Below are 19,547 nucleotides of genomic sequence, written 5' to 3'. Positions count from 1 at the left end.
TCAAGGCTTCAGGATCACACGGTCCCGCGACGAGCCGGCAACGGCGACATAGGCCTCCTTCGCGCGTTCGAGCGGATAGACGGCGTTTGCCTTGATCGGGAATGGTTTCAGGTGCCCGCTCGCGAAGCCCGGGCCGAGGTCACGCAGCACTGCGCCTGTCGCGATCGACGAGAGGCCGAGCGTGTCGATGCCGACATAGGTGTGTTGCCCGCGGTAGAATTCGAGGATGTTGAACTGCACGATGCGGTCGATCGCGGCGATCAGGATCTGGCGGCCGCGAAGCGCGAGCGACTTGTGCGCCGCCTGGAAATAGGGATCGCCGACCGTGTTGAAGACGATGTCGGCACCTTTACCTCCGGTCAACTCGCGCACGCATGTGGCGACGTCGGTCGCGGAAGCGTCGATCACCTCGATGGCCGCGTTGGTATGGCCCTCATAAGCTTCCGCTTTGCGCACCACGCCGATGACACGCGCGCCCTGCCAGGTCGCGATCTGCACCGCCGCCTGACCGACCTTGCCGTTGACGCCGAATACCAGCACCGCTTCCCCCCGCTTTGGAATGCCGGCGCGGCGAAAGCCCTCCATGGCGGTGACGAAGGGCACGCCGATGCCGGCGGCCTCCTCCCAGGATACGGTTTTCGGCTTGTCGACAACCGCGTCAGCTTCAACGACGAGATGGCTGGCGTGGGTGCCGTCGCGACGGATGCCGAGATCGCCGGAGGAGCCGAACACCTCGTGGCCGATCGAGCCGGCCGGCCCATCGATCACCAGGCCGGCGTAATCGCGACCTGGCGTGCGCGGAAACACGGCGTAGGGCATCAGCCCGGTTGCGGCCTTGACGTCGGAGGGATTGACGGCGGCAGCCTTGACCTCGATCAGGAGATCATTCGGACCACGCGTGAGTGTATGACGCTCGACGGCAGGCGCAAGCGCGGCGGCGTTCTCGGACTTGGCATTGAGGCGCACGCAGCGCGTGTCGACGGCTTTGGGATCGGCTGTTGACATGGAAAGATCCGCGATTTCTCGCGGGCCTTGTCGCCCTTGGGGACGGTCGAGTCAATCCGTCAAGTCAATCCTTGGGCCGCTTGTCATAGAGGCGCTTGGCCTTGCCGAGCGAGCGCTCCAGCGTGGCCGGCGCAACCACGCTCACCCTGGAGCTGATGCCGATGGTGTTCTTGATGTGCGTCGAGATCCGGCTCGCATGGTCGAGGAGGCCCCGGCCGTCCCAGCTCTCCGGCCGCGCCTCGGCAATGATGGTCAACTCGTCCATGCGGCCTTCGCGGGTCAGTTCCAGAATGAAATGCCCTCCGCACCAGTCGGTGGCGAGCAGAACCTCCTCGATCTGGGTCGGGAACAGATTGACGCCGCGCAGGATGATCATGTCGTCGGAACGGCCCGTGACCTTCTCCATCCGCCGCATGCCCGGCCGCGCCGTGCCCGGCAACAGCCGCGTCAGGTCACGGGTGCGATAGCGGACCACCGGAAATGCTTCCTTGGTGAGCGAGGTAAAGACAAGTTCGCCCTTCTCACCGTCGGGCAGCACTGCACCGGTGTCGGGGTCGATGACTTCGGGATAGAAATGATCCTCCCAGATGTGCAGACCGTCCTTGGTTTCGATACATTCCTGCGCAACGCCGGGCCCGATGACCTCGGAAAGACCGTAGATGTCGGTCGCGTCCATGTCGAAGGCGTCTTCGATCTCGCCGCGCATGGCATTGGTCCAGGGCTCGGCACCGAAGATGCCGACCTTCAGCGAGCACTGGCGTGGATCGAGCTTCTGGCGCTTGAACTCGTCGAGGATCGCCAGCATGTAGCTCGGCGTCACCGTGATGATGTCGGGCCGGAAGTCGTTGATGAGCTGCACCTGCCGCTCGGTCATGCCCCCGGAGATCGGCACCACGGTGCAGCCGAGTTTTTCGGCGCCATAGTGCACCCCTAACCCGCCGGTGAAGAGACCGTAGCCATAAGCATTGTGGATGATCATGCCAGTGCGGCCGCCGGCGGCGCGGATCGAGCGCGCCATCACGTCCGACCATGTGTCGATGTCGCGTTGCGTATAGCCGACCACGATCGGCTTGCCCGTCGTGCCGGAGGACGCATGCACGCGCACCAGCTTTTCACGGGGCACGGCAAACATGTTGAAGGGATAATTGTCGCGCAGGTCCGTCTTCACCGTGAACGGAAATTTCGCAAGATCCGAGAGCTCTCGAAAGTCGGACGGATGCACGCCGGCCGCGTCGAAGGCCTTGCGATAATGCGGGACGTTGTCGTAGGCGTGCTTCAGCGACCAGGCCAGTCGCTCCGTCTGGAGTGCCATGATCTCGTCGCGCGATGCGCGCTCATGCGCATCCATTTCGGCGCGATAGGTGTTACCACCTTCCTTGAGCCTCGTCAGAGCCATCCTCGTTTCCCCGCATCATTGCTTTTCTTTATTGATCCTGCGCCGGCAGCCAATTGCCGGGAATGACCCGCGAATGCCCGCGAAATTCGGCGATGACTGTATCGCCGGCGGTGACGCGCACGTCATAGATGCCGGAGCGGCCGCTACGGGTGACCTCCCGCGCCTTCGCCACCAGCCGATCGCCGAGCTTGCCCGGCTTGATGAAGGTGATCTGTCCCTGCGCCGCCACGACGCGGTCGTTGTGCGAATTGCACGCGAAAGCGAAGGCGGAATCGGCCAGCGTGAAGATGAAGCCGCCATGGGCGATGCGCTGGCCGTTGACCATGTCCGGCCGCACAGTCATCGCCAGCGTCGCATAGCCCGGCCCGATCTCGACGATCTCCATGCCGAGTCCTTTGGAGGCATCGTCCTGCGCCCACATCGCATCGGCGCAGGCGCGGGCAACATCCTCGGGCGACAAGGCGGGCTTGACGTTCACGCGCTTCTCCCCTCCGAGTGTTTGGACACGATGTTCTGCTGCCTGGCTAAAACTGTCAAACGTGGTCGTAATCGACCACGACCCGCTCCGACGATGGCTTGGCCTGACAGGTCAGGACAAAGCCGGCTTTCAGCTCCCAGGGTTCCAGCGAGTAGTTGATATCCATCGGCGCCTCACCATCCACCAGTTTTGCACGGCAGGTCGAACACATGCCGCCCTTGCAGGCGAAGGGCAGATCGACACCGGCGCGTAGTGCGGCATCGAGGATCGCCTCGTCCTCGGCGACCGGCACGTCGCGGCGCTTGCCGTCGATGATCAGCGACGCGATCGCTTTCGGCGGCGCGTCGGGCGCAACGATCTTCTTCGGCCGCGGCTTGCCACCGAACTCGGAGACAAAGCGCTCGACATGGATACGCTCTTCCGCGATGCCGAGCCCTCGGCAGGTCGCCTCGATGTCCTCGCTCATGCCGGACGGACCGCAGATGAAGACGTGATCGACGCTTTCCGCCGGCACCAGCGAACGCAGCAGCACTCGCACCTTGTCGCCGTCGAGCCGGCCATGCAGGATCGGGATGTCCTGCTCCTCGCCGGAGATGACGTGGAAGATCGAGAGCCGGTCGATGAAGCGATCCTTGAGCTCTTCGAGCGCCTCGAGGAACATGATGTTGTCGGTCGTGCGATTGCCGTAGAACAGGAAGAACTGGCTGTCCGGCTCGCGCGCAAGCGTGCCCTTGACGATCGACACGATCGGCGTGATGCCGGAGCCGGCGGCAAAGCCGACATGGATGCGGCCGGTGCCGGCCGGCGGGATCACGCCGAAACGTCCCGTGGGCGTCATCACATCCAGCGCGTCGCCACACTTCAAATCGTCCGCTGCCCAGCTCGAAAACGCGCCACCATCGATCTTCTTTACGGCGATGCGTATCTCGCCGTCGTCGGGGCCGGAGCAGATCGAATAGGAGCGGCGCACTTCCTCGCCATCCAGCGTGGTGCGGAGTGTGAGGTATTGGCCGGGCGTGAAGGCGTAGTCGGTCGCAAGCTCCGCCGGGATGGCGAATGTCAGCGATACGGCGTCCGACGCCTCGCGGCGGAGGTCGTTGACGGCCAGGCGATGAAAGCGTGGTGCGGCTGCTGACATGGTCAATGACACTTGAAATAATCAAAGGGTTCGCGGCAGGCCCTGCAGCGCCAGAGCGCCTTGCAGGAGGTGGAGCCGAATTCGGATAGCAGCTCGGTATTCGCCGAGCCGCATTGCGGGCACGTAACAGCTTGCTCGCCGAACAGCGCGCGGCGTGAATTCGAATCCTGCGGCGGCGCGATGCCGTAGGCGTGAAGCTTCCGGCGGCCCTCTTCGCTCATCCAGTCGGTGGTCCAGGCCGGCGAGAGCACAGTGCGGACTTTTGGACTGCAAAAACCGGCGCGCTCCAGCGCGACTTCGATTTCCAGCGCGATCATGTTCATGGCTGGGCAGCCCGAATAGGTCGGGGTGATCGCGACCTCGACGTGATCGCCGTCGAGGACGACATCACGGAGCACGCCAAGATCGGCGATGGTCAAGACCGGAATTTCGGGATCGACCACGCTCGCCGCGGCATCCCAGGCCCGTTGGCGCAGTTCGCTATCGGGCTCCAGCACCGTCACCATGTCTGCCCCGGGAAAGTGCGCTGCATCGACTGCAGCTCGGACAGAAGATGGCCAAGATGCTCGCTGTGCCGCCCGGAACGACCGCCTTGCTGCATCCAGTCGGTCTGCGGCAGCTCTAGCGTGGTTTCACTAACGACACCCGAGAGTGTCGTCATCCAGCGACCCCGCAAGCTTCCGGGATCGACGGCGATATCGGCATGGATCAGGGCGCGCTCGCCTTCATCGACGGCAAACATCTCACCGGTGAAAGCCCAGAGATGATTGATCGCGGCCTGCGCGCGGGCATGGCTTTCAGCCGTGCCGTCACCGAGCCGGATGATCCACTCCGAGGCATGGCGAAGGTGATAGGCGCTCTCCTTCTCCGACTTGGCGGCAATGGCCGCTAGCGCCGCATCGCGCGAAGTCATCATCGCACGCCAGTAGAGATCAGCGAAGGCGGAATAGAAGAACTGCCGCACCAGCGTCTGGGCAAAATCGCCATTGGGCTGCTCGACCAGCAGCAAATTGCGATACTGCCTGACGTCGCGCAGGTATGCGAAGCTGTCCTCGTCGTTGTCCTTGCCTTCGACCTTGGCGGCGTAAGAGTAGAGTTCGCGGGCCTGGCCAAGGAGGTCGAGCGCGATGTTGGAGAGCGCCATGTCCTCTTCCAGCATCGGCGCATGTCCGCACCATTCCGACAGCCTGTGCCCAAGGATCAGCGCGTCGTCGGCCCGGCGCAGCGCGTAGAGCACCAGTGGTGTTTCTGAGACCTCGATGTTCGCGACGGGCATCACATGTGTCCCACTTCCTCGGGCACTTCGTAAAACGTCGGGTGCCGATAGATCTTCGATTCCGCCGGCTCGAACATCATGCCCTTGTCGGCGGGATCGCTTGCGGTGATCGCCGTCGACGGCACGACCCAGATCGAAAGACCTTCGCCGCGACGGGTGTAGATATCGCGGGCGGCCTGCAAGGCCATCGTGGCGTCGCTCGCATGCAGCGAGCCGACATGCTTGTGCGCGAGCCCGTTGCGGCTGCGAATGAAGACTTCCCACAGCGGCGTGTTTGGCGTGGCCATTGCGATCTCCCTACTCTGCCGCTTGTGCAGTTCGACGCTGCGCGCGCTTTGCGGCATAGCTAGCTGCCGCCTCGCGCACCCAGGCGCCTTCCTCGTGCGCCTTGCGGCGCGCGGCCATTCGGTCACGGTTGCACGGTCCGTTGCCGGCGAGCACCTGCTTGAATTCTGTCCAGTCGATCTCGCTGTAACGCCAGTGCCCGTCCGCATCCTGAATCATGCCGGGATCGGGAATGGTGAGGCCGAGATATTGCGCCTGCGGCACGGTGGCGTCGACGAACTTCTGTCGCAGCTCGTCATTGGAGAAGCGCTTGATCTTCCACTTCGTCGAGATGTCGCTGTGCTGGCTGGTGGCATCGGGCGGGCCGAACATCATCAGCACCGGCCACCACCAGCGGTTCAAGGCATCCTGCGCCATCGCCTTCTGCTCGTCGGAGCCACGGCACAGCGTCAGAATGATTTCATAGCCCTGGCGCTGGTGGAACGACTCCTCCTTGCAGACGCGGATCATCGCGCGCGCGTAAGGACCATAGGAGCAGCGACACAGCGGGATCTGGTTCATGATCGCGGCGCCGTCGACCAGCCAGCCGATGGTGCCAATGTCGGCCCAGGTCAGCGTCGGATAGTTGAAGATCGATGAATATTTAGCCTTGCCCGCGAGCATGGCGTCGACCAGCTCTTCGCGCGAAGTGCCGAGCGTCTCGGCCGCGGCATAGAGATAAAGCCCGTGGCCGCACTCGTCCTGCACCTTGGCGAGCAGCGCCGCCTTGCGGCGCAAGGACGGCGCACGCGTGATCCAGTTGCCTTCGGGCAGCATGCCGACGATTTCGGAATGAGCGTGCTGGGAGATCTGGCGCGTCAGCGTCTTGCGATACGCCGCTGGCATCCAGTCGTTTGGCTCGATGCGCTCCTCGGCATCGATGCGGGCCTGGAACTGCGCAGCCTTGGCCGCGTCCTCAAGACCGCGATCATCGGTCTCGGTCGTGTTCAGCGCCTGGGTATACATGCGCACCCTCCCATTTTATTGAGAGACAATATATAACAAGAATTATCTCATGCAAGATATTTCTGTAACATAACGATCAAGCCTCGAATCTCCGTTCCAAGAGTTTTCGCGCCGGCGGCAATGGGCCCTTTTCATTGGTTCCATTGCCATCAAGCCATTGTTCTGATGGAACAAGCAGCGCGCGATAAATGTCGCCGCACAGCGCGCGGGCGGCCTTGCCCGGCCAGTTCGCCGGAAGCAGGCTTTCGGGCAGCAGCGGATCGCGCAGCACTACGCGACGGTAATGGTGGATCAGGAGGATGCGCGCCGTGAAGGCGTCGGCTTCGGACAAGCCCGTGCCGCGCGCGATCGCGGCGCGCAGCGGCTCGAACGTCTTCATGAACTTGAGATAGGCGTCTGCGGTGCGATCCAACGGCCAGCTCGCGCTGAGCAGCCGTCGGCCGCTGTCATCCTCGGCCGAGACTTCCAGACGGATGGCGCCCGCGGCTTCGTCCGGCACTGGCACGCCCGACGGCGCGACCCACACGCCCGGCAGCGGACTGCCGAAGCCGGCATTGCGGAGCGCCTCGCGCGAGGCGTCGCGATCCTCGCCATTGCCGATCAGCAGCAGCTCGAAGCGCCCGGTCCAGCCGGATGGCGGCGGATCGTAGATATGGCGTGTCGCGGCCTCGAAGATCTGGCGGCCCTTGTCGGCTAGGCGATAAAAGCTGTTGCGGCCGACCTTTTCGCGCGTCAGCCAGCCATCGGCGGCAAGCCGGGACATCGCGGTACGCACCACACCGCTGTCGATGTCCAGACTCTCGAAGAATTCCAGCAGCGTGCCGAGCCATACCGAGCCACCACGCGGCACGATGGCATCGCCGAACACCGTGATGACGATGGAGCCGGTGCGCGACGGTTCGCGTTTGAGCTGCTCGATGATGCGGGACAACGGATGCGCCATGCGCGAGGCATAGCGCGTTTGGTGCGGGCGCGACAATGGACGGGTGCGACGGTCTCGTTTCTCCCTCTCCCCGTTCTTACGGGAGAGGCAAAGAACTACCGATGCGGATCGGGATAGACCACGCTGCGCCAGCCGCTGCGGTCGAAGGGCCGCCAGCTGCCTTCCTTCTGCGCAAGGCGATCAGCCACCGCGAAGACAGCAGCCGGATGATGGCCCATGCCGCAATGGCTGCTCTCGATCTCGATGCTCTCGGTCTGCGTGCCCGTCTTCTCCATGCAGCCCTGCCAGGCGCAGACGCCGTCGGTGCGGCTGAAGATCGCCGTGGTCGGCACCGGCGGCGGAACGGCGAGATCGCCGCCGAACTGCGGATCGACCTCGTCGGATTTCCGCCCGCTCGCCCATTCATAGACGCGCCAGGCATTGGTCGAATGCGGATCGCCGGCAAAGGGGCTGCCGAGGGTGATCACCTGGCGCACGCGGTCGGGCATCATTTTGGCGAGCTGGCGCGCATAGAGACCGCCGAGGCTCCAGCCGACCAGGCTGATCTTGCGGCCATGCCCGTCGCTGAGCTCCTGAACCAGATCCACCATCGCGTGCTGCACGCCCTCGCGCAGGCCGTAATTGCGGCCCTGGCGCCAGCCGCTCACCGCATAGCCCTTGCCCGACAAAAATGTGCGCAACGCGCGCGTGGACCCGTCGGAGGCCACGAGGCCCGGCAGAACCAGCACCGGATGCCCATCGCCCCGCGGCGCAAGGCTGAGCAGCGGCAGCGCGCCGAGGAATGCGCCAAACTCGTGGATCGCTCGCCCTTCCAGGAACATCAGGGTGCGAGACGGCGGGCTCAGCGTCTGGGCAGTAGCGGTCATCAATGGATCCCTCGGAAGAAATGCTGAAAAGACCACCGGCTGCGAGGCCGGCAAATAGGTATGAATTCCAACACGCCAGCTTTTCGAACGTTCCGCAGCGCACCATGAATCAGCTAGAACGCCGGTTCCCTACATTCAAGCGGGTGAAACCCGAGGCCACAATAGGCCGGCGCGTGAATGCCAGCGTCCGTGACGCAAAAGTCACAACAATCGAAGCAGGAATTCTAAGGAGTAAAGCGCCAGGCCCGCCAGCCCACCGATCAGCGAGCCGTTAAAGCGGATGTATTGCAGGTCGCGGCCAATGTTGATTTCGATCAGCGAAATCAGCTGCGCCATGTCCCACGATTTCACCTGGTCGGAGATGAAGGTCGAAACGCCGCTCTTCTGGTCCGCGACGAAACTGCGCAGCACCGCGACCAGACCCTTGTTGATCTCGCCGCGCAGTTCGCCATCGCCGGCAAGCGCTTCGCCCGCCGCGACACACATACCGGCGAGATGATGCTGCAGGACCTGCGTCTCGCCGCTTGCACTACGCTCGATGAAGGACCGCGTGTTGGCCCACACGGTGCGGGCGAGATCGGCGAGCTCGGGACGCGCGAGCAGATCGCGCTTCAAACCGTCGATGCGGTCGATATAGGCCTGGTCGGTGCCGAGCCGGTCGACGAAGCTCAGCACCATGCGATCGAACTCGCCGCGGAACGGATGTTTGGGATCGCTACGCACCTCATTGAAGAAAGCGGTGGCGGAGGCCACGATCTTGTTCACCAGAAACTTGTCGGCGCGATAGAGCCTGAGCAGGGTCGGCAATTCCGCCCGCACCTTCTCACGGATCATCGCCATCGTCTCGGTCTGGTTCAGCGTCTCGTGCATCACGCGCAGGAGATCGTCGAACAGGATCTGGTGCCGCCCTTCCGCGACGAAACCGCGCAACGTGCCGGCCGCGAGCGGCGCCAGGTCGATCGCCTGGAGCTGCGAGGACATGCGGCGGATCATGAAGGTCATCAGGCCCGAGGTTTCCGTCGCAGAGACGGCCTCCGGCAGCAGGCGCAGCGCAAAGCGCGCAAGGTCGTCACTGCGCTTGCGGTCACGCAGCCAGTCGGCGACGAAGGAGCCGAAATCGATCTCGTTCAGCTTGGCCTCGACCGGAGCAGCCTCGAGGAAATGAACCTGAATGAACTCGCCGAGCTTGTCGGCGATGCGGGCCTGATTGCTCTGGATGATCGCCGTGTGCGGGATCGGCAGGCCGAGTGGACGCTTGAACAGTGCCACCACCGCATACCAGTCGGCGAGCCCGCCGATGGTCGCGGCTTCCGCGAAGGCCGCGATGAATCCGAACACCGGATGCACAGGCAGCAGCCATTTCGCCACGACGAACAGGACGAGCGTCGAGCCCAGCACCAGCGTCGCCAGCGCTTTCACGCGGCGCAATTCGGCCGCGCGTTCGGCGTCGCCGGGGGAATCGAAGGAGAAGGTGGCGGGTGGATTCATCACAGCATCACCCTATCCGTCATTACGAGCGAAGCGAAGCAATCCAGAGGCTTTCCACGAAGGCAGACTGGATTGCTTCGCTTCGCTCGCAATGACAGCTGCGGCGGAATAACAAAAGGCCCGCCGAAGCGGGCCTCAAATTCAGTTTTTGCTCAGGACGCCGTATCAGGCGGTCTTGTTGTAGACCTTGGCAAAATTGTCCTGAGCGGACTTCGCACCGTTGGCGGCGAGCTTGCCGAAATAGTCGGTGGTCGCCTTGGCGCGCGAGACGAACGCTTCGCCGCGGGCGCGGAGCAGGCCGGACTGGATCTCGACAGCTTCGCTGAACGACTTGGCGGACGCGAGCTTGTCGATGCCCGCGAAGAATGCCTCGGCGTCCTCGTAGATCGCCTGCTGGATGTTGCGGCTGATCTTGCCGGCTTCGGTGACGGACTCGGTCACCGCGTTCTCGACGGCGGCGGTCACGCGCTCGGAGCCAGCGAACACTTCGGCAGCACGGTCCTTGGCGGTATTGGCGGACTTCTTGACGAACTCGCGGGCAGCCTCAGGAACTTCCAGGTTCTGGATGTTCTTGAACGCGTCCTTGAAGCCTTCGAAAGCGGTGTTGGTTTCGGTGGTCATTGGGGTCTCTCCATCCTCATTGGTTGAGCTATGGGCTCACCCCGTCCGGTTTTGGCCCGGGGCACGGCTTATATGGCATAGTTAATTGTGCAATGCAATATCCATATTGCAGTGCGATATCACGAAACCGTGAATAGCCTTAATGGGAGGCAATCTGGCGCCTCCCTGAGCATCCGGGTTCCCGACACCCGTCCACCGGTTCTCAATGCTGGACGGCGCCGGGCAGCCCATAGGCCTCCATCTGGGCCTGGACCTGGGCGATGTTGTGCCCGAGCACGACGATATCGTGGGTCTTGCCGTCGACATCGCGGACATGATCGCGCAGCAGTGCCTCGGCCTTGAAGCCAAGGCTCTCGAACAGCGTGATCGCCGCCTGCTGATCGACCGTCATCTGGACCGAGAGCTTCTCGAGGCCGGCTCCGAGCGCGAGTGCGAAGGTCTCCTGCGACAGCGTCCGACCGACCCCCTTCCCGCGCACATCGAGCGAAACCACCATCCGGATCTCGCCGACATGGGGCGACCAGGAGTGCGGGTCACGCACCAGCGTGCCGCAGCCGACGACCGTGCCGCCCCTGACCGCGAGCAGGCTCGTGATCGCGCCGCGCTCGATCTCCTTGACCCAGGCGGAGAGCACCTTCGGCTCACTGATGTTGCGCGGCAGGAACAACAGATCGTGGGTCGGCAGGCCCTTGCCGAAGGCGAGCACCGCGGCTTCGTCCGCAGGCGACATCAGGCGGATCTCGATATCGCCCGCGTCCGTCTTCACATGACGCGGATAGGAACGCTGCTCACTCATGTCGATCTCTTCCCCAGCCAGGAATCCAGTTTCGGCCATAGCCGCTTCACCGCATTGGCGCCGGCGACGAGCGAGACGTGACCGCCCTTCAGCATCACCTCCTCCTTGTCCTCCGATCCGATCTTGGCGATCAGGTGCTTTGCAGCCTCATACGGCACGATGTGGTCATGCTCCGCCACCGCATGCAGGAACGGCACCTTGATGTCCTCGAGCTTCGCAGCACGGCCGCCGACCGACATGGTATCGTTGAACAGCTTGTTGTCCCACATCAGGTCCTTGGTGATGGTGCGGAAATATTCGCCGGCCAGCGGCAGCGTGTCGGTCGCCCAGCGGTCGAACATCCGGTAGGATTTGACGAACTCGTCATTCCAGATGTTTTCCCAGAGCTGGATCTGGCTGACGGTGCGCGAGGCCGGGCGCAGCATCTCGAACGACGACAGGATCATCTCCGGCGGCACGTTGCCGACGCTGTCGACGAGGCGATCGACATCGAAATAGCGACGGTCGGAGAAGTTCGAGAACAGCTTCATCTCGCGAAAGTCGATCGGCGTGGTGAAGCAGATCAAATTCTTCATCGGCCCGTCACGGTGGATCGAGCCGTAGAGCAGCGACAGCACGCCGCCGAAACAATAGCCGATGACGGAGACGTCCTGTTCGCCGGAATCCTGCTGCACGCGGCGGATGCAATCCGGGATGAAGTCGAGGACATAGTCCTCCATGCGAAGGCTCTTCTCCTCCGGTCGTGGCGCGCTCCAGTCGAGCATGTAGACGTCGTAGCCGCGCTTCAACAGGAACTCGATGAAACTCTGGCCGGGCACGAGGTCGAGAATATAACCACGATTGGTGGTCGCCATCACGATCAAGATCGGAATTCGATAGATCTCGTCGGACATCGGACGATAGTGGTAGAGGCTCATCGTGCCGCGCGAATGCAGCACGTCCTTCGGGGTCGAGCCGAGCGTGGGACCGGACGTCGAGAAATATTCGACGCCCTTGATGCTGCGCTGGATGGCGCGCTGCACCTCGGACTGGATGCGCTCCGGGATCCCTGCGAAGTCTAATCCGGCGGGTGCATTCATGTCTGCTCTCCGCCTTCAGATGGCGGGCGCCTGGTGCGCGGCGGACGCATTGCGGTGTCGGAGCCCTGAGAAATGCCGGAACTTGCCACCATCTGGCTCAGCATCGACTTGATCTCACCGATCTGTCCTTCGATGGACTGCAGCCGTTCCGCAAGGCCGGTGACCTGGTCCCGGCTCGGCAGATTCATGGAGACCAGATATTTCTCCATGAGGTCGCCGAGCTGCTTCTGAGCACCTGCAGCAACGCCGCCGGCCCGGTTCACGGCCTGCGAAAACTCGGGCGACGACATGGCCTGATTGGCGAAGGAGTTGAACCCCTTCTCCATCTCGCCAACCATCTTCTGCCACATGGCAATGGGGTCGTTGCTGTTGTCGGTCATCGGCGTCCTCCTGAATTCGAGAGCTTCGATGCCCTTCCTTTTTCGCCATACCACACCGTTGCGCGGTGCCGGTCAACCGGCAAGCAGCGGGTCCGGTGTCGCGGACGCGGCTTCATTGCGAGATCAAACCGTGCGATACAGCATTGATCAAAAGCCGAGGGAACGCGCCCGTGAACGCCTATCAGCCGCCGCAAACCGTCCACGCCAACGGCATCGACATCTGTTACGAGACTTTCGGCAACGACAGTGCCGAGCCGCTGCTGCTGATCATGGGGTTAGGCGCTCAGATGATCCACTGGGACGATACGTTCTGCGAGCAGCTCGCCGCGCAGGGCTTTCGCGTCGTTCGGTTCGACAATCGCGACATCGGAAAGTCGAGCCATCTCACCGGCGGCAAGCGTCTGACGCCGCTCGAGTTGTTGAAGCTTCGGTTTCTCAGGATTCCCGTGGCCGCAACCTACAAGCTGATCGACATGGCGAAAGACACGGTCGGGCTGATGGACGCACTCGGCATCAAGTCGGCGCATCTGGTCGGGGCGTCCATGGGCGGCATGATTGCGCAGGAAGTGACGTTGTCGTTTCCCGAGCGCGTGCGCTCACTCACGTCGATCATGTCGACGACCGGCAATCCGCGCGTGCCGCCGCCGACACGTGAGGCCGCCGCGATGCTGATGGCGCCGCCGCCGCGCAGCAAGGAGGAGTTCATCGTCCGCTACGGCCAGACCTGGAACGTGTTGCGGGCCGGGTCCTTTCCGGAGGAAGAGGCGCTCGATCCCGGTCGTGCCGAGCGCGTGTTCGCGCGCGGGCTCAATCCGCCCGGCGTCGGCCGGCAGCTCCGGGCGGTGCTCGCCTCCGGCAGCCGCAAGGAGCGACTGTACGGCGTCAAGACACCGACGCTGGTCATCCATGGCACCGTCGATCCGTTGGTCCGCCCCGAGGGCGGCAAGGATACGGCAGAGTCAATTCCTGGCGCAAAGCTGCTGATGATCGAAGGCATGGGCCACGCGCTGCCGATGCGGTTCTGGCCGGAGATCATCGGCGCCATCGCAAAGCACGCGCATGGCGCAGCGGCGCGTGCGGCGTAAACCGACGCAGAAGGTCTCCTCACGGTGACCATGTGAGCTGCCGGTTACTCTCTTAACGTAAGCCGGCACGAAAGCTATACAGCCTTTCCTCAATCGCCGAGAACCTCAATCGCCAACAAAGAGGCCGCGGCCTCTCGGAGTTCACATGCATTACATCGTCCGGTCGGCCGCAATCGTCGCTGCTTTAGTCCTCACGCTATCCCTCGCCAGCGGCGCCGCGATGGCGGGTAGCGCGCAAGAAGAAGCCAATCGCAAAACTGTGCTTGCGTTCTATGAGAAGGGGCTCAACCAAAAGGATGCCGATGCAGCCCTCGCCCATGTCGGCGACCGCTACGTCCAGCACAATCCAAACGCGGCCGATGGTCCGGACGGATTCCGAAAGTTCATCGGCTTCCTCCGCGAGAAATTCCCGAACTCGCACAGCGAGATCAAGCGCAGCTTCGTGGATGGCGACTACGTCATCCTGCACGTTCACGCGGTTCGCGAGCCCGGCAGCAGGGGCAACGCGATCGTCGACATTTTCAAGCTGGAGAACGGCAAGGTGGTCGAACACTGGGACGTCGTGCAACCGATCCCGGAAAATCCGGCGAACAACAACACGATGTTCTGACGGATTGAACCGGTTGCTGCGCAGACGGCCTAACTCTTCCTGGCCAACCAGATCACGTGACGCGCGCCACCGCCTCTTCCGGTGGCGCGAATGTTGACTTCGTTGACGTCGAAGCCGGCACTCCCGAGCCGCTTGGTGAAGGCCGGGTTGGGTCCCGAGGACCAGACCGCGAGCACGCCTCCCGGCCGCAGCGCCGTCTTCGCCGCCTTCAACCCGCTCGCATTGTAGAGCGCATCGTTGCCCTTCCGGGTCAGCCCTTCCGGCCCGTTGTCGACATCCAGGAGAATGGCGTCGAAGGCCGACCGATGTGCCCGGATGGTTTCGCCGACGTCGGTTTCCCGGATTCTCACCCTGACGTCATCGAGACTGTCACCGAACACCTGCGCCATCGGGCCTCGCGCCCAGGCGACGACCGCCGGCACGAGCTCGCAAACCACGATCTTGGCCTTGCCTCCCAGCACGGTAAGCGCCGCACGCAGCGTAAAACCCATGCCAAGGCCGCCGATGAGGACGACAGGTTTTGCCACCGTCTCGATCTGCTTCGCCGCGAGTGTGGCGAGCGCGGCCTCCGAGCCTGACAGGCGGTTGTTCATCAGCTCGTTGGTGCCGAGCTTGATGGAAAACTCCTTGCCTCGCCGCATCAGGCGAAGCTCTTCATCGGAGCCGGGGATTTTGGCGGTATCGATCTTTTCCCAGGGAATCATGCGAGAGCTTTAGCACGATCGGCCGCCGGATTATCCACCTGCCCACACGTCCAGCACATACCGGTTCTTCGTGCCCATCTCCTCGATCCAGCGGGCAGCCGTGGCGGCATCGCTGCCGCTCTTCTCGCGATGGATCGCGACCAGTGCCGCCTTCACGTCGGGCTCCATCTTGCTGCCGTCGCCACAGACATAGACGATCGCGCCCTGCTCGATCAGCGGCCAGACCTTGTCTTTCTGCGCGGCGAGGACGTGCTGCACATAGGTCTTCGGGCCTTCCGCTCGCGAGAACGCCGTGAATAGCTCGGTGATGCCGCTTGCCGCCAGCGCCTTCAGCTCGTCCGCGTAGAGAAAATCCTGATCGGGATGCCGGCAGCCGAAAAACAGCATGGCCGGACCGAGCGCGGCGCCCTTGACCTTGCGCTCGGCGCGTTCCTGGAGGAAGCCGCGGAACGGCGCCAATCCCGTGCCCGGGCCGATCATGACGATCGGCACGGATGGATCGTCCGGGAGCCGGAAGCCGGCCTTGGTCTCACGCACGGTGGCATGGATCACGTCGCCCGCGCGTCGATTGGCGAGATAGTTCGAGCAGATACCCTTGTAGGTGCCGCGGCCCGAGGCGGCCGGCCCTTCAACCACTCCGACCGTGACGCTGCAACGAACCGGATCGACCGACGGCGAAGACGAGATCGAATAATAACGCGGCGCCAGCAGCGAGAGCATTTCCAGATAGACGTGGAACGGCAGTTCGCAGGCCGGATATTCGAGCAGCAGATCGAACACCGATTTCCGCCGGGCCAGAATCTCGCTGCGATAGCGCTCGAGCGGCTCGGGCTCCTCGCCGACGAAGGCCAGCAGTTTTGGTTTCGTGACCGGACAACGCGTGTGCTCGGCCATGATCTGGATCTGCTTCCGTGTCGCCACTTGCTGGAGCTCGACGAACTCGCTGAGCAGGCGGCCGACCGACACGGCATCGCCGACCGGCAATTGCGCGCGGCGGCCTTCGGCAACCTGAAGCCTGATCTGGTCGGCCGGCAGGCAGCCAAAGCGACGGGCGACCGAATCCACCAGCGTCGGATCGTTGCGCGGGACCACGCTCAGATGATCGCCTACGCGGTAATTGATGTTGGACGGCAACTGCACCTCGATGTGGCGCGTCGAACGCTCTGGCGGATTGGAACCGGCCTTGTTCTGAAGCTCGTCATTGACCAGCACCTTCATTGCCACCGCGCCGCCCTGGGCGACGATGGTGTTGACGGCGGTCACCGCGACCGGCTCGATCGCGTAGAGCGGATCATCCTCCGCGGTACGGGTGAAATTCCAGTCGATGCCGAATTCCTTGGTCGCGACCTGGGCGGCCGCCGGGAACCATTTCTGGAACTGGCCGTCGAGATCGCTGCGCGCATCGCCTTCGCCGCGCGGATAGACCGCGCGCGCGCCATGCTTCGACAACTGCTCATCGATGAAGCGCGGCACCGACTGGTAGGTCGCGGCCCAGTCGCTGTTGCCGCAGCCGAACACGGCGTAACGCACATTGGCAAACGCATCCTTCGGCAGCTCGTCACCGAGCCATTTGACGAATTGCGTCGCATTGTCCGGCGGCGCGCCGTTATAGGAAGCGCAGATGATCAGCACGCCACCCTCCCGTGGCAGCTTGCCGACGTAATCGTCGAGCGGCCCCAGATGCACGGCAAAGCCGTTGATCTCGGCAAGATCGGCCATCCGAGTCGCCAGCTCCTCGGCGGTGCCGAGATTGGAGCCGTAGAGCACCAGCATCGGCGTATTGTGGCCGGGACGCGCGGTGGGCTGACGCGGGGCCTTCGGCGCCGACGACACCGCCACAGGTCCGCCATAGGCACCGCGCTCGCGATCGGCGCGCGGACGGACCTTGGTCTTGAAGCCTTCCGGCTTCATCGTCAGCGTTTCCTTCAGATGCATCTGGTAGCGCTGGTGGTCGATCAGCTTGAATCGCTGGAGGATCATGCCGAGCGCGAGCGCGGCCTCGTGCATGGCGAAGCCGCGGCCGATGCAGGCGCGCTGGCCGTTGCCGAACGGCTTCCAGGCATTGATCGGCCGTTTGGCTTCCGCCTCCCGGCTGAAATTCTCCGGATCGAACGCGTCCGGATTCGGACCCCAGACCGAGGGATCACGATGCAGCGCGGTCACCAGGATGGTGGTGAACGTACCCTTCCTGAGCTTGTACTTGCCGCCGCCGATGGTCTCGTCGTTCAGCGGCGAGATGCCATAGGCCGGCGCTGGCGGCCATAGCCGCAGCGCCTCCTTCAGGATCTGCGTGATGTAGGTGAGCTGCGTCACCTGCTGATAGGTCGGCCGTACATTGACGTCGGGACCGAAGACGCGGTCAACCTCGTCATAGGCCTTCTTGAGAATCTCGGGATGCTTGAGCAGCGCATAGAGCGTGCAGGACAACAGGCCGCTGGTGGTCTCGTGGCCTGCGATCAGGAACGTGTTGATCTGATAGCGGATGTTGACGTCGTCGAGCTGTTCGCCGGTCGAGCGATCGACGCCCGTCATCATCGCCGCAAGCATATCCTTCTTGTCGTCGGTCGCCTCTCCTCCCTTGCGGCGCTCCGCAATGATCTCGTCGACCATCCTGTTCATGAAGTCGACGTCCTCAGCCATCGTCTTGCGCCGCTTCTGCATCCAGAGCTGCTCGAACGGCAAGCCGCGCGTCATCATGATGGTTTCGAGCGAGCGCACGAGCGACTCGACGAAAGGATGGTAGTCGCGCCGGTAGAACGAATTGAAGCGGTAGTCGAAGCCGCACAGGCCGATCGTATCCAGCGTCAACGCCGTCATGTCGTGGACGACGTCGATCTCGTCGTCAGCGTTGAGCCGCTCCCATTTGCCGACGAGCTGCTCGGCGATGTCGACCATGCTCGGGTGATAGGACTGCATGGCGCGGTTGCCGAAGGGCTGGAGCAGGATGTTGTGCGCCTTGCTCCAGTTTGGCTCCCTCGTGTCGGCCGTGAACAGGCCGTCGCCGCCGACTGCGCGCACCCGCCGCAATGCACCGCGCACCGTCTTGTCGAAACGCTTCTCGTCCGAGAGCTCGTCGACGAGATCGTGGCCGGAGACGACCACGATCGGCGAGCCCATCATGTCGAGCCAGAAGATCGGCCCCAGCTCCTTGGCAAGCCGGGTCAGATGCTGCACCGGCGCGGCCGAATCCAGTGACAGCATGTTGCCGACCACCGGCTTGGTCGGCGGCTGCGGGATCGGGTCCAGACGATTCTTGGATGACATCGAAATGTAGTCCCCCTGCTTCAATGTCGTCGTTGCGAGCGAAGCGAAGCAATCCAGAAATATGTCGGCGGAGGCAGCCTGGATTGCTTCGTCGCTTCGCTCCTCGCAATGACGAGTTCGCAATGATCAGCTAGCCGAACCGCCTTCTACGCCATTCGATCAGTTTGGCGCTGACCTCTTCCGGCTTCTCTTGTTGCGTCCAATGGCCGCTGTCCTTCACAAGATGTTTCTCCAGATCAGATATCAGCGTCTCCATGCCGTCGGCCGCCGACGGCGGCAGCACGGCATCGTTCTCGGCCATGATCATCAATGACGGCACGTGCACCTGATGGTCCAGGCCTTTCGCGCGCTCCCAATTGCGAGTGAAGTTGCGATACCAGTTGATGCCGCCGGTGAAGCCGGTTTTCGTGAACGTATCGACGAACACCTTCTTCTCGTCGGCCGACAGGATCGGAATCCGGGGATCGTGCTTTGCATCATAGGCCGCGATCATCTGCGGGAACGCCAGATTGGTCTTTGACGAGGCGCCGACACCCGCGATCGGCGGCTCCTCCGGTTTCGCCGCCGGCCGCGCCAGCGGCTTGCGCATGAACGCGTCGAACGTCTGCTCGACGCGGCTGCCGAATATCCTGTCCGGCTCACGCGCGGGATCCTGGAACTGGACGATGTACATCTGATCGCCGAAGCGCTGGCGGAACAGCGCGATCGGATCGATCGGCGCGCGGTCCCAATGCGGCGTGTTGACGCCGACCACACCGGCGACGCGCGCAGGATGCCGCAGCGGCATCTGCCAGACGACGAATCCGCCCCAGTCGTGGCCGACGAAGATTGCCTTGTCGATCCCGAGATGATCGAGCAGCCCGACCAGATCGCCGGTCAAATGCTCCATGTCGTAGTCCTCGACCGGCTCGGGCCGGTCGGTCGCGCCGTAGCCGCGCTGATCCGGCGCGATCACGCGGATACCGGCCTCGCTGAGCGCCTTGATTTGGTGGCGCCAGGAAAATGCGAGTTCGGGCCAGCCATGGCACAGCACCATCGGCGGTTTGTCTGTGACCGGGCCCGCCTCATAGTAGCCCATGCGGATTCCGTTCGTCTGCACGAACTTGAGCGGCGGCATTTCAATCATCG

At 63.3% G+C, this 19,547-nt stretch carries 20 protein-coding genes; 2 read left to right on the top strand and 18 right to left on the bottom strand.

Annotation, left to right across the window (positions count from 1 at the left end; translation table 11 throughout):
• The 15 genes from IVA75_RS36190 to IVA75_RS36120 all read right to left on the bottom strand — a co-directional run bounded on the left by IVA75_RS36190 (nt 1) and on the right by IVA75_RS36120 (nt 12,756).
• A complete protein-coding gene (locus IVA75_RS36190; RefSeq protein WP_247288580.1) occupies nt 1–1,005 on the bottom strand; it encodes a zinc-binding alcohol dehydrogenase family protein in 1,005 nt (334 codons plus the stop codon).
• A gap of 64 nt (nt 1,006–1,069) precedes the next feature.
• Nucleotides 1,070–2,401 (bottom strand): phenylacetate--CoA ligase PaaK, encoded by a 1,332-nt coding sequence (gene paaK / locus IVA75_RS36185; protein ID WP_247288579.1) that lies wholly within the window; start codon nt 2,399–2,401, stop codon nt 1,070–1,072.
• A 28-nt stretch (nt 2,402–2,429) separates the two neighbouring features.
• Nucleotides 2,430–2,879 (bottom strand): hydroxyphenylacetyl-CoA thioesterase PaaI, encoded by a 450-nt coding sequence (gene paaI / locus IVA75_RS36180; protein WP_247288578.1) that lies wholly within the window; start codon nt 2,877–2,879, stop codon nt 2,430–2,432.
• 55 nt (nt 2,880–2,934) lie between these two features.
• Nucleotides 2,935–4,017 carry a 1,2-phenylacetyl-CoA epoxidase subunit PaaE gene (gene paaE, locus IVA75_RS36175; protein WP_247288575.1) on the bottom strand — a complete coding sequence of 361 codons (1,083 nt, stop codon included), beginning with the start codon at nt 4,015–4,017 and terminating at the stop codon, nt 2,935–2,937.
• A gap of 2 nt (nt 4,018–4,019) precedes the next feature.
• Nucleotides 4,020–4,523 (bottom strand): 1,2-phenylacetyl-CoA epoxidase subunit PaaD, encoded by a 504-nt coding sequence (gene paaD / locus IVA75_RS36170; protein ID WP_247288573.1) that lies wholly within the window; start codon nt 4,521–4,523, stop codon nt 4,020–4,022.
• Nucleotides 4,517–5,293 carry a 1,2-phenylacetyl-CoA epoxidase subunit PaaC gene (gene paaC, locus IVA75_RS36165; protein ID WP_247288571.1) on the bottom strand — a complete coding sequence of 259 codons (777 nt, stop codon included), beginning with the start codon at nt 5,291–5,293 and terminating at the stop codon, nt 4,517–4,519. Before paaC ends, paaD begins: the two co-directional genes overlap by 7 nt.
• Nucleotides 5,293–5,580: a 1,2-phenylacetyl-CoA epoxidase subunit PaaB gene (paaB, locus tag IVA75_RS36160; RefSeq protein WP_106942621.1), complete on the bottom strand. Its 288-nt coding sequence runs from the start codon at nt 5,578–5,580 to the stop codon at nt 5,293–5,295. The genes paaC and paaB overlap by 1 nt, the downstream gene beginning before the upstream one ends.
• A 10-nt stretch (nt 5,581–5,590) precedes the next feature.
• On the bottom strand, nt 5,591–6,583 hold the full coding sequence (gene paaA / locus IVA75_RS36155; RefSeq protein WP_247288569.1) for a 1,2-phenylacetyl-CoA epoxidase subunit PaaA: 993 nt from the start codon (nt 6,581–6,583) through the stop codon (nt 5,591–5,593).
• Between the two features lie 76 nt (nt 6,584–6,659).
• The gene (paaX, locus tag IVA75_RS36150; RefSeq protein WP_247288567.1) at nt 6,660–7,526 is read right to left on the bottom strand and encodes a phenylacetic acid degradation operon negative regulatory protein PaaX; all 867 of its coding nucleotides are present in this window, start codon (nt 7,524–7,526) and stop codon (nt 6,660–6,662) included.
• Nucleotides 7,527–7,621: 95 nt separating this feature from the next.
• On the bottom strand, nt 7,622–8,392 hold the full coding sequence (locus IVA75_RS36145; RefSeq protein ID WP_247288565.1) for an alpha/beta hydrolase: 771 nt from the start codon (nt 8,390–8,392) through the stop codon (nt 7,622–7,624).
• Between the two features lie 201 nt (nt 8,393–8,593).
• Entirely contained in the window at nt 8,594–9,880 is a 1,287-nt protein-coding gene (locus IVA75_RS36140) for a DUF445 domain-containing protein (RefSeq protein ID WP_247288564.1), read from the bottom strand.
• 165 nt (nt 9,881–10,045) lie between these two features.
• A complete protein-coding gene (locus IVA75_RS36135; RefSeq protein ID WP_027568907.1) occupies nt 10,046–10,501 on the bottom strand; it encodes a phasin in 456 nt (151 codons plus the stop codon).
• A 202-nt stretch (nt 10,502–10,703) separates the two neighbouring features.
• Nucleotides 10,704–11,297 carry a GNAT family N-acetyltransferase gene (locus tag IVA75_RS36130; RefSeq protein WP_007593821.1) on the bottom strand — a complete coding sequence of 198 codons (594 nt, stop codon included), beginning with the start codon at nt 11,295–11,297 and terminating at the stop codon, nt 10,704–10,706.
• Nucleotides 11,294–12,376, bottom strand: a complete 1,083-nt coding sequence (locus IVA75_RS36125) for an alpha/beta fold hydrolase (protein WP_007593822.1) — start codon at nt 12,374–12,376, stop codon at nt 11,294–11,296. The genes IVA75_RS36130 and IVA75_RS36125 overlap by 4 nt, the downstream gene beginning before the upstream one ends.
• The gene (locus tag IVA75_RS36120; protein ID WP_247288563.1) at nt 12,373–12,756 is read right to left on the bottom strand and encodes a hypothetical protein; all 384 of its coding nucleotides are present in this window, start codon (nt 12,754–12,756) and stop codon (nt 12,373–12,375) included. Before IVA75_RS36120 ends, IVA75_RS36125 begins: the two co-directional genes overlap by 4 nt.
• 170 nt (nt 12,757–12,926) lie before the next feature.
• Between IVA75_RS36120 and IVA75_RS36115 the strand changes: the two genes are divergently transcribed.
• Both IVA75_RS36115 and IVA75_RS36110 read left to right on the top strand, forming a co-directional pair.
• On the top strand, nt 12,927–13,841 hold the full coding sequence (locus IVA75_RS36115; RefSeq protein ID WP_247288562.1) for an alpha/beta hydrolase: 915 nt from the start codon (nt 12,927–12,929) through the stop codon (nt 13,839–13,841).
• 145 nt (nt 13,842–13,986) lie between these two features.
• A complete protein-coding gene (locus tag IVA75_RS36110) occupies nt 13,987–14,451 on the top strand; it encodes a nuclear transport factor 2 family protein (RefSeq protein ID WP_247288561.1) in 465 nt (154 codons plus the stop codon).
• A gap of 29 nt (nt 14,452–14,480) precedes the next feature.
• Here IVA75_RS36110 and IVA75_RS36105 read toward each other — a convergent pair whose 3' ends face one another.
• From IVA75_RS36105 to IVA75_RS36095, 3 genes are all read right to left on the bottom strand, one after another.
• The gene (locus IVA75_RS36105; protein WP_247288560.1) at nt 14,481–15,155 is read right to left on the bottom strand and encodes a spermidine synthase; all 675 of its coding nucleotides are present in this window, start codon (nt 15,153–15,155) and stop codon (nt 14,481–14,483) included.
• A 30-nt stretch (nt 15,156–15,185) separates the two neighbouring features.
• Nucleotides 15,186–18,419, bottom strand: a complete 3,234-nt coding sequence (locus IVA75_RS36100; protein ID WP_247288559.1) for a cytochrome P450 — start codon at nt 18,417–18,419, stop codon at nt 15,186–15,188.
• A 130-nt stretch (nt 18,420–18,549) separates the two neighbouring features.
• Nucleotides 18,550–19,545: an alpha/beta hydrolase gene (locus tag IVA75_RS36095; protein WP_027568900.1), complete on the bottom strand. Its 996-nt coding sequence runs from the start codon at nt 19,543–19,545 to the stop codon at nt 18,550–18,552.
• Between the last annotated feature and the right edge of the window lie 2 nt (nt 19,546–19,547).

The sequence above is a fragment of the Bradyrhizobium sp. 134 genome (assembly GCF_023074155.1).
Classification (GTDB): Bacteria; Pseudomonadota; Alphaproteobacteria; order Rhizobiales; family Xanthobacteraceae; genus Bradyrhizobium.
This window is presented reverse-complemented; position numbering and strand designations above follow the sequence as displayed.

Coding starts and splice junctions, on each gene's coding strand:
- IVA75_RS36190 (WP_247288580.1), bottom strand. CDS start 1,005: ATGTCAACAGCCGATCCCAAAGCCGTCGACACGCGCTGCGTGCGCCTC.
- IVA75_RS36125 (WP_007593822.1), bottom strand. CDS start 12,376: ATGAATGCACCCGCCGGATTAGACTTCGCAGGGATCCCGGAGCGCATC.
- IVA75_RS36105 (WP_247288560.1), bottom strand. CDS start 15,155: ATGATTCCCTGGGAAAAGATCGATACCGCCAAAATCCCCGGCTCCGAT.
- paaC (WP_247288571.1), bottom strand. CDS start 5,293: ATGCCCGTCGCGAACATCGAGGTCTCAGAAACACCACTGGTGCTCTAC.
- paaB (WP_106942621.1), bottom strand. CDS start 5,580: ATGGCCACGCCAAACACGCCGCTGTGGGAAGTCTTCATTCGCAGCCGC.
- IVA75_RS36140 (WP_247288564.1), bottom strand. CDS start 9,880: ATGAATCCACCCGCCACCTTCTCCTTCGATTCCCCCGGCGACGCCGAA.
- paaA (WP_247288569.1), bottom strand. CDS start 6,583: ATGTATACCCAGGCGCTGAACACGACCGAGACCGATGATCGCGGTCTT.
- IVA75_RS36110 (WP_247288561.1), top strand. CDS start 13,987: ATGCATTACATCGTCCGGTCGGCCGCAATCGTCGCTGCTTTAGTCCTC.
- IVA75_RS36130 (WP_007593821.1), bottom strand. CDS start 11,297: ATGAGTGAGCAGCGTTCCTATCCGCGTCATGTGAAGACGGACGCGGGC.
- IVA75_RS36095 (WP_027568900.1), bottom strand. CDS start 19,545: ATGATTGAAATGCCGCCGCTCAAGTTCGTGCAGACGAACGGAATCCGC.
- IVA75_RS36135 (WP_027568907.1), bottom strand. CDS start 10,501: ATGACCACCGAAACCAACACCGCTTTCGAAGGCTTCAAGGACGCGTTC.
- paaX (WP_247288567.1), bottom strand. CDS start 7,526: ATGGCGCATCCGTTGTCCCGCATCATCGAGCAGCTCAAACGCGAACCG.
- IVA75_RS36120 (WP_247288563.1), bottom strand. CDS start 12,756: ATGACCGACAACAGCAACGACCCCATTGCCATGTGGCAGAAGATGGTT.
- paaK (WP_247288579.1), bottom strand. CDS start 2,401: ATGGCTCTGACGAGGCTCAAGGAAGGTGGTAACACCTATCGCGCCGAA.
- IVA75_RS36100 (WP_247288559.1), bottom strand. CDS start 18,419: ATGTCATCCAAGAATCGTCTGGACCCGATCCCGCAGCCGCCGACCAAG.
- paaE (WP_247288575.1), bottom strand. CDS start 4,017: ATGTCAGCAGCCGCACCACGCTTTCATCGCCTGGCCGTCAACGACCTC.
- IVA75_RS36145 (WP_247288565.1), bottom strand. CDS start 8,392: ATGACCGCTACTGCCCAGACGCTGAGCCCGCCGTCTCGCACCCTGATG.
- paaD (WP_247288573.1), bottom strand. CDS start 4,523: ATGGTGACGGTGCTGGAGCCCGATAGCGAACTGCGCCAACGGGCCTGG.